The sequence below is a fragment of the Thermodesulfobacteriota bacterium genome (assembly GCA_036397855.1).
Lineage (GTDB): Bacteria > Desulfobacterota_D > UBA1144 > Nemesobacterales > CSP1-2 > DASWID01.
The window spans coordinates 21,494-30,518 of the sequence record DASWID010000002.1 but is presented as its reverse complement, the minus strand read 5'-3'; the positions used below and the strand labels follow the sequence as shown (position 1 = coordinate 30,518).

Here is a 9,025-nt window from a genome sequence, read left to right as displayed (position 1 = left end):
ATCCTGCTTATCGTTGTTCTTATGCCACCAATTTGAGGCGCAGGGATTTCCTTCTCGCCGCCACAGGCTGTTATTGACAAGATAAACAAGAGTGAGGGTAGTAAATTTTTTAGCAATTTATTAATTCTCTAACTATGAGTGTGAACTTTTTTACTTATTTAGAAAAAACTTTTTCTTGGATTATATAGGTTTCAGATGGAGAGTCAATATGGGATGAAAAAGTGATTGAGTGTGAGTTTGCTTCGCTAGAGCCTGCACTGAGCACTTCGATTTTACTCAGTACAGGCCGGTCGAAGTGCTCGCGATCGTAAATGTCTCGTAATTCAAGGACAGAATCCAAGAAAATAATAAATTTTCTTGAAATTTACTGATCGGTCATCCTCGAATGTTCCCCGCCAGAATCACTCGGGGACAAGCTTAATCGGGGATCCATCGTTCAATATTTTATTTTCTTTGTCTTGATACAAAGAAACAATCCTTCGACCCAGCTCAGGACAGGGCTGACAAAAAACGCTTGCGTATCGAGCGAATGCGAGATATCTATTGCTATAATTAATTAGTTCTCTCAGTCACTTTGTTCCTTCGAGATGACAGGAATGATTGTCACTTTTCTTAACGCTTCCGGAATTGATTTTGGCAATTTTTTGAATGCCCATTTAAAACCTAAAAAACTGTCCTCGAATTACTTGACAGCTACAATTTCGAACAAATGTGAGAAATCTTTCTTTTCCTTTCCTTACGAGGGGTTTTTCCCGAAGCAATCTTTCAGAATTTATCATCCCTTATATTTGGGGTTATACTTTAAGCAAGAAAAATCGATGGGCTCCAAAATGGATACCAAGGAATTTCAAAAAGCAGTATTAGAAAGCTTCACCAGGTTAGAGGAAGGACAAGCAGAACTCAAAGAGGGATATGCCAAACTCGACGAAGGTCAAGCCGAACTCAGGCGGGATATTAAGTTTGTTTATGAAGATCTTAGTTTGAAAATTGAAATGATTGCAGACGCGCTAAAACAATTAATTGAAAAGTTAGATACCCTAGTTGAAAGAATGATAACCAAAGAAGAGTATGAAAGAAGATTCAGAGACTTGGAAACCAGAATAAGGGAATTAGAGCAAAAAATAGGTCAATAAAGATCCATTATGTACGCTTTTACACCGCGAAAAGAGGGGATTTGTCACCTTTCCGAGAGAACTCAAGATCAACTCCCTCCAAAGTCTTATATAAATCCGCGTCTAGAAAAGGCCCGATCACACTGAAGCACTTCGCCCTGAGCAGGGTCGAAGGGTTAGTACGTGCCGGGTCAAAGCGCCTGCGCTTAGCACACTCGAAGCGTGACTAGTTGGAGTCGTTAGCCAAAAGCCTTAATAATCGAATAAAAAAAGCCTATCCCCGGACACATGAAAGGGGCCATCTTTTATTTTTCCTCCTAATAATAAACGAAATTAAGGGTAAAATCACAGGCAAAAACATAATTACCATATTTGCAATTCCTATCTCACGATTCGATGAAGCACCAATAGAACAGCCGCCTCCGGAACTTTTACCCCGTCCACTCAAAACAACCACTACCGTACCTTCATCAGGATCATTACTCTCAACTAGTAGATTGGCAACGAACTCCCGTGCACTTCGTGGCCTAAACTTCACGGTTACTACTTTGGATTCTCCAGGTCCCAATGTAAAAGGAGTAGTAGCGCCCTGTTTAAATTTACTCGCATCGGCACCTATGATTCCTATGTTATTAACAGTCAGGGGCTGAGATCCTAATGAAACATTAGATATAGTAATCTCCCTGTCAACTGAAGCTCCCTCATTCACGATGCCAAAGTCTATCTCCGTTGGAGTGACATCTATTTCTACGATCAATTGCTGCACGGCAAGGTCTGCCTGAATGAAACCAAAGCCACTGTCAAAATTAAAATTTTGACTTGCCGTAGAATCATCCGCAATGGTCCTGGCATTTCTCGGACCCATTTCGAGGGCGGTAAGCTCCATGAGGCCATATAATTCACCCGGAGGCAAGGACGGTTGAACGTCTAACATTAAAGCAGCTACACCTGCGGCATGTGGGGCCGACGCAGACGAGCCGAAAAAGCTTGGGCATGGGTTTCCAGGCAAATCTACTCCAATAAATGAGGTATTCACACCGTCGGGACCGACAACATCGGGATTCATCCTAGCTACCGGCGTTTGCAGTTTGTTACCGTTAGTATCAAAAAGGATAGGTGTTCCGCCGGCTGAAGAAAAGAATTCCAAAAGGGCCGGACTTACGCCGAATTCTGGCGTCTCGGCATAGAAGGCAGCCCCGACCGCTTCACCGCCACTGGAATTTGCATGACCGTAAATCGTAGAACTATTCGTTTCATACTGATTAATATCACCCAAGAAATTGAAAAATACATTCTTGATGCGGCCTGGATTTGGTCCTATGCATCTGGCTATAAGAAGATTAAAATTCGACTCGCCGGAATCCGGTGGATTTGAGAAACCAAACACCTCCACAGGATCGCCTCCAATGTTATTATCTACACCACCCGCAAGAGCTACTGTCTCTGAAGAATCTAAGAGTAAGATGTCAAGATCATTTGATGACCCGGGGGGGCCACTAACCGAGAAGAAGGGTGAATCCCACTGGAAGGACATAACAAGCCCCGTATCCTCGGGAATAGTAATCCCCTGGAAGATATCAGTGGCTGGGCCGGGATCAAAATCGTGGGCCTCACATACTCTGTCATTTATAACGACCAAAAACCCGCTTGGAATGAATTGACTTTCATAGGAATCTCGTCCCTCATTACCGGCAGAAGAGAAATATGAAACACCTGATTCAACCACTGAATCCACGGCCTGCGCTATGATGCCATCCTGAAACATAGGTTCGGCAAAATATATGATATCGTCAACTATCACATCTGCTCCGAATGCGCCCAGGTCCATGATTCCTTGAGCAAAGTTAGCCTGCCCGAAGTCAGCGGTGCGAAAAACCTGACTAGCCCCTGGAGCGACATCAAATATTATCTCCATCAAAGCGCGTCCCTCATCGGTATCAAATTCGCAATCGCCCTCTTGCAGAACCACGATACCTGCAGGCAGATCTCCGTCCGCTACTCCTTGGCCCGCACCTCCAAGACAATTAAAGCTATCTGATAAGGTACCAACTGCTATTCCACCGCCGTCTATACCTAGCGTCGAGCGTACGACATCTGAGCGTATCGCCTCATCACCCTGACTTGTGCACGTACCCGCATGGGTTGTAAAAAGGGATGGGCGTGCAAATTTTAAGCCGTCAAGTTCAGCCATATCATTAATTGCAATAAGAGGCAACCGTCCAGATACTACGCGCCCAAAAACTCCGACATTCTGCATACCCAATTGTTCAAGCTCAGATTTCAAAACCCCTACATCACCAGAAGCAACAGCATCAATCACAACTGTATCATCTGTCACTCGTAACTGTTTATTCCGAGATGTAAACCCCTTCTTACCCTCTTCAACCTTCTCCAGATATGACATGTATTCATAATTTAAATCCGTAAGTTCTAAGCCTAATTTGGCCAACATTGTTTCGTTTGTAGTTCTTTCATCGGGTGAAAGCCTATTTTTTGAAAGGTTGAATGTAGGTAATTCTTCACTTTTTGCACTAGCGAAAGACAGAGTTACGGCTACAGCCAGAGTTATTTTAATGATCTTGAACTTGAACATTTTATGATCTCCTTTGTTGATTTGTAACCAGAGTCTATCACCTTACGAGTCATCATACCATTCAATTCAAAAAAACCCGCTTAGTACCGATGAAGGTCATTGATAAGCCTGAGGCTTTCGCTGTTTTTTTAAATTTCTTTTGAGTCTATCGGAAATATCCGTTTTCGCTTTTGGTTTACAAGACCATTAAAACATCGGGAAAATAAAAAGGACTAGTCCAAATTAAGCTCAAATTAATTTTAGCCTATAATCGATTACCTTCCTACTACCTTTTTCATTTTGCAGGAAACACAATTTTAAATTCAGTCCGTCCTCTCCTGTTTAGTTTAATACCTCCATTAAGCTGCTGGGTTAATGAGATAACCAATTGTAAGCCCAAGGTCGTTATTTTTTGGAAACTAAAATTCTTAGGGAATCCAATTCCATTGTCACCAATAATCAATCTAAAATTGTTATTCTTGGAACACATATTAATGAAGATTACACCTTGCCTTCCATCTGGAAAGCCATGCTTCAAAGCATTAGAAATGAGTTCATTAGCTATCAGACCACAGCTTATTACGCTATTTACACATAGAGAAAAATCGCTCCCCGTTATCTTAGGCTTGATCGCTCTTTTACTTATTCCGTATGAGTCAAATATATAGTTAACGAGATTTTTAAGGTATCCTTTAAAGTCAATTTTTGCTACGCTCTTTGATTGATATATTTGTTCGTGTATTAGAGCCATAGATTTTATGCGGTTTTGAATGTCGACAAGAACATTTTGCATCTTATTATCGTTGGTGTAATCGCTATGAAGATCTAGTAGAGTGGTAATAAACTGAAGGTTGTTCTTTAAACGGTGTTGAACCTCCTTTAGAAGTAAATCCTTCTCGCTTAATATAGCCCTGATCCGTTCTTCAGCTACTTTACGCTTTGCAATCTCCTTTTTCAGTTCTCTATTCTTCTCAAATAAATTTCGTGTTCGCTTATTAACCCCTAGCTCTATTCCATCGCTTTCACCCTTTGGTGTTTTACGACGCTCTAGATTGCACCAGAGAAAACTCGAGCCTTCTTTTGGATAGTTTGGACCTATATTATGCTTCCTCATTTCACGGAATCCTGACTTTGAAGGTCCAGGGAATACACAAGCTGCCTCGTTGACGTGGTAAAATTGTGCGCCTGAATCCAACCAGAATGCAAGATCTCCTACGCTATCAAACGAAAGTTTCTGATCGTCGCACTTATCGCAATTGTATTTCCTATCTTTCGATTGTAATCGTACCCTAGGAGGGTTTTTTCTGTTTCCGTGAGAGATTCTAAAAAGTTCTTGACTTCTATCATTCAGTTTATTCATACGGTAAACTCAAATCTACAAATAATCCCCCGGTTTTTGTGAAAAGTAATAATCACCGGAAAATTAATACTTTAGTCAAAACCCCACCATAACTGAAGACTTATAAATGTTATAGCTTGGATAATGTACCAAATCAACAACTTTTTGATTCAATGAAACTCCCTGCGCAAGCTGCAGGGTATTTGCCAGTTCAAAGTCACAATCTGTGGTAAGAAATTATTTGGTGGGTTAATTCATCGCATGAAGGTTGAGAATCTTCATGGGGTTATTCATCTGAACGATTAACATCCAACCCTATTATTTGATATAATGCGTATTCTCCGGTCTTCCCCTTAATTTTTAATTTCACGCGCTGATTAACCAAAACCTTAGCCTTAACCATTTCATAAACCCTTTCAGAGACTAATAAATTTGTCTTCAACTCCTTGTTCGCTGATTCGATGCGGCTTGCAAAATTCACCGAATCACCAATTATGGTGGTTCTCCGTATTGATCCACCAATTGTTCCGATAACTGCCTCCCCGTAATGAATACCGATACCGATCTCCCAGCATCGGTCATATATGGTTTGTAAATAAGGCCTAAGTCTTTCCATTTCTTCCAGCATTTCCAGACCGGCTTTCACAGCGTGTAGTGAAGCGTTATCATTATTCTCAACTCCGAACAAGGCAAGGAGTCCATCCCCCATATAATTGTCAATATAGCCTCCATTTCTCATGATCGCCTGGTCCATGCGTAAAAAGTAACGATTCAAGACATGCACTACGTCATAAGGAACGAGGGCCTCTGCAAAATTCGTAAAACCTCTTATATCGGCAAACAGGATGGCGACCTCTTTCTCCTCTCCGACCGACGATGTATGTAGATTCCTCTTAAGCTGTGACGTCAATTCCACATCTGCATCATCCAATACCAGTCTTCTTAGATTCACGTCCCCAGTTATCTTTGTCTGACAGGCGAGGCGAATCGATGGACAGAAATTCAAATGCTCCGCGAGAATCAGTTCATTCTCGGTCCTAGGAGTACAGTACTCTAGCCCATCTAGGATCATTACACGACAAGTTGAACAACGTGCGTTTCCGCCGCACACATTTGTGTGAGGAATACCAGCATCCAATGAAGCATCTAAAATGCTCTTCTCGGGTTCTATATCAACTTTCATCTCATCTGGCAGATAATATATCTGAGGCATTATTAGATAGTCAGCGTAATAAGTCAGTTATTAAATTAGTTGTTCTCGTCCCTGAACTTTAAATACCAATGGGTACCATCGCAAAAAGGTTTATTTTTTGACCCACCACATCTACAAAGCGTATAATGCTCTTCTGAAGCCCCTGCACCCACCGACTCATCTTTTAACTCAATTCCGCCGGTAACATAATAGGGACCATCCTTTGAAACCCTAATCATCGGCCCACGATCTTGGTCTCTATATTCAACGCCATCAATAGAATATCTAAGTGCACCAGAGGGACATTTCCGTATAGTATTGACTATCTCCTCTACTTCTGCACCATCAGGATCAATCCATGGTTCTGTCTTTAATTTGAAAACAGATGGCAACCTATCTGTGCAAAATCCTGAATGTGAGCAAGTTCCCCTGTTATCGTGTATGGTGATGTTTTTCCCTATGTAATTATCCCTTTTATTCAAACTACCGTCTGCAAGCTTTTCGCCACAAAACCCTATTTTGGCATGGGTACCATCGCAATAGGGCTTATTTGCAGATCCCCCACACCTACATAATGCGATAACCTTATTTGTTGATATCTCTTCACCCTTTGAGTTTTGAAGATGTCTAAGGTTTCTTATTAAATACGGACCGTTTTTAGAACACTCAATACCGAGGCTTTCCCATTTTCCTGATGAATTCAAATTGATTCCCCCTATTTCTGGAATTGTAATAATTATTAACCATTATCTTCAATTAAGCTACAGCACAAATGAAAATCACAGACATTCTACAATCCTACTCACCTTTAAATCATCAACAATGCTAACTTAACAACGGTTGATGACGAGAACATGTTGCTAAATAAATCGTTTGAATGTTGGATTTTTGTATGATATAAAAAGTGAGTTTAATTTATGTTAAAGTTAGTGAATTAATTTATATCTAAAGCCATAACTCATTTTATTAGGTAAAATGAATTGCCTTTTTAACATAGAACGAAAACGAGACGAGTGATGCAAATTTCGGTCCTTGGTTGTAACGGTAGCAGAGATGTAGGCCTCAATCCAACTGCCCTCCTGATTGGTAAAAATGTTTTAATTGATGCCGGAACGTGTTCGGAGGTTTTGAGTAACAAAGTCCGATCTATGATAGATCATGTTTTTATAACCCACGCCCACATTGATCACATAGCAGACCTTCCATTTCTGGCTCAAACGGCTTTTGATTTTCGCAAGAAGCCCCTGAACATTTATGGAATAAAAGAGACGATAGATGATATATCTGCCCATATTTTCAACGGGAGAATATGGCCCAACTTCAATGAAATACCAAACACCAAGCAGTCAAAAATCTCATTAACGAACGTTATACCCCTGAAAAATATAAGAATAAACTCTTTGAATATAATGGCAATTCCGGTAAATCATACAGTGCCAACCGTGGGTCTTCTGATTGATAGTGGCAATTCTGCCTTTGCCTTTACATCAGACACCTATAAGACAGAGCTATTTTGGGAAAACATTCGAGACCACAAAAGGCTGAAGGCATTAATTATAGAGTGTAGTTTTCCAAATCGCCTAGAAAAAACCGCAAAGTTGACCGGCCATCTAACCCCCAACCTTTTGTCTAAAGAAGTTTCTAAGATGCATAGAACCGACATAAAGATATACGTAACACACATGAAACCCATACATCGTGAAGAGATTATTAAAGAGTTAAAGGTACTATCCAAAAACTTACCACTGCAAATTCTAGAAGACGGGATGAATATCAAAATCTAAATACATATAGCATTCACGTCACAAATTCTTCAAATAATAAATTTAGTAAGAGTCAAATCCACTTCCTTAGCTTAAATAAGAGTAGCAAACTTGAAACAATTAGTAGCACTACTATCCATAACACGAAGTAGGAGTATTTCCAATTTAGCTCAGGCATGTAGTTAAAATTCATCCCGTAAACTCCGGCTATAAATGTAATTGGCAAAAATATCAGACTAATGATTGTTAATCTATTTATTAAGCTATTCGTTTTATAACCGACATAGCCCATGTAAAGATTCAAGGTGTCAGAGATAACAGCACGTTGAGTAGACAGGTCGTCGCTCAATCTATTGAGGAGATTACTCTTGCTTTCGAGATATGGCTGAGTTGTTTCTCTAATAAAAGGAGATTTTCTAGTAGATAAAATGGTGATAATCTCACGAGCAGAGACTAGGGCTGACCGAAAATCAAGTAATTGCTGCGTGGCGTTAGCAACTCGCACAAAGATTTCATCGTCGATATTTTCAAATAATTTTAATTGCAATTTATCAATCTCTTCTTCTAGCTCCCTATATGTCGACTGATATATATTTGAAATATAATCCGCAATTTCAAATAAGAGGAAACCGGGAGACTGACTAAAGTTGACAAAATCATCGTGATAAGTCTCAAGCATCTTTTCCACCACCATCGAATGCTGATCATAAATAGTTGCAATAAAACATTTGCCTAGAATAACCTGGATAGGCTCTGAGACCAATTTTCCGTTAAGAATATATGTCTCAAAAACTTTGAAATGAAGAGTATTCGGGAAAAAATTTAGAAGTTCTCTTGCATCACTCTTTAGGAATTCATCGTCAATCGGAGTATCAGGGCAAAACCGTCTGAGAATATTTATGAATTCGCCCACACCTGCACTATCAAGGTTAATCCAATAGTAATGACCCTCCTCGCATTCAGGCTTAATTCCTTCTGTGGTTATTCCATATTCATTTTTGGTAGAGAAATCAAATTCTATCACATTAATCATATTATCCTTCTCCA

At 40.2% G+C, this 9,025-nt stretch carries 7 protein-coding genes; 2 read left to right on the top strand and 5 right to left on the bottom strand.

Annotation, left to right across the window (positions count from 1 at the left end):
* Positions 1 to 830: 830 nt before the first annotated feature.
* Positions 831 to 1,133 (top strand): hypothetical protein, encoded by a 303-nt coding sequence (locus VGA95_00135; GenBank protein HEX9664953.1) that lies wholly within the window; start codon positions 831 to 833, stop codon positions 1,131 to 1,133.
* A gap of 253 nt (positions 1,134 to 1,386) precedes the next feature.
* Here the strand turns inward: VGA95_00135 and VGA95_00130 are convergent, their stop codons facing one another.
* From VGA95_00130 to VGA95_00115, 4 genes are all read right to left on the bottom strand, one after another.
* Entirely contained in the window at positions 1,387 to 3,705 is a 2,319-nt protein-coding gene (locus VGA95_00130) for a choice-of-anchor D domain-containing protein (protein ID HEX9664952.1), read from the bottom strand.
* A 274-nt stretch (positions 3,706 to 3,979) separates the two neighbouring features.
* On the bottom strand, positions 3,980 to 5,044 hold the full coding sequence (locus tag VGA95_00125; protein ID HEX9664951.1) for a histidine kinase dimerization/phosphoacceptor domain -containing protein: 1,065 nt from the start codon (positions 5,042 to 5,044) through the stop codon (positions 3,980 to 3,982).
* Between the two features lie 265 nt (positions 5,045 to 5,309).
* Positions 5,310 to 6,236: an adenylate/guanylate cyclase domain-containing protein gene (locus tag VGA95_00120; protein ID HEX9664950.1), complete on the bottom strand. Its 927-nt coding sequence runs from the start codon at positions 6,234 to 6,236 to the stop codon at positions 5,310 to 5,312.
* A gap of 35 nt (positions 6,237 to 6,271) precedes the next feature.
* Positions 6,272 to 6,919 carry a CDGSH iron-sulfur domain-containing protein gene (locus VGA95_00115; protein ID HEX9664949.1) on the bottom strand — a complete coding sequence of 216 codons (648 nt, stop codon included), beginning with the start codon at positions 6,917 to 6,919 and terminating at the stop codon, positions 6,272 to 6,274.
* Positions 6,920 to 7,231: 312 nt separating this feature from the next.
* Here VGA95_00115 and VGA95_00110 point away from each other — a divergent pair, with 312 nt between their 5' ends.
* On the top strand, positions 7,232 to 7,999 hold the full coding sequence (locus VGA95_00110) for a 3',5'-cyclic-nucleotide phosphodiesterase (GenBank protein HEX9664948.1): 768 nt from the start codon (positions 7,232 to 7,234) through the stop codon (positions 7,997 to 7,999).
* A 52-nt stretch (positions 8,000 to 8,051) separates the two neighbouring features.
* On the opposite strand, the gene VGA95_00105 is transcribed toward VGA95_00110, so the two are convergent.
* The gene (locus tag VGA95_00105; GenBank protein ID HEX9664947.1) at positions 8,052 to 9,011 is read right to left on the bottom strand and encodes a CorA family divalent cation transporter; all 960 of its coding nucleotides are present in this window, start codon (positions 9,009 to 9,011) and stop codon (positions 8,052 to 8,054) included.
* Positions 9,012 to 9,025: the final 14 nt, after the last annotated feature.

Excerpts from the sequence above, each read along its gene's own strand:
- VGA95_00135 (HEX9664953.1), top strand. The coding sequence starts at position 831 with ATGGATACCAAGGAATTTCAAAAAGCAGTATTAGAAAGCTTCACCAGG.
- VGA95_00130 (HEX9664952.1), bottom strand. The coding sequence starts at position 3,705 with ATGTTCAAGTTCAAGATCATTAAAATAACTCTGGCTGTAGCCGTAACT.
- VGA95_00125 (HEX9664951.1), bottom strand. The coding sequence starts at position 5,044 with ATGAATAAACTGAATGATAGAAGTCAAGAACTTTTTAGAATCTCTCAC.
- VGA95_00120 (HEX9664950.1), bottom strand. The coding sequence starts at position 6,236 with ATGCCTCAGATATATTATCTGCCAGATGAGATGAAAGTTGATATAGAA.
- VGA95_00110 (HEX9664948.1), top strand. The coding sequence starts at position 7,232 with ATGCAAATTTCGGTCCTTGGTTGTAACGGTAGCAGAGATGTAGGCCTC.
- VGA95_00105 (HEX9664947.1), bottom strand. The coding sequence starts at position 9,011 with ATGATTAATGTGATAGAATTTGATTTCTCTACCAAAAATGAATATGGA.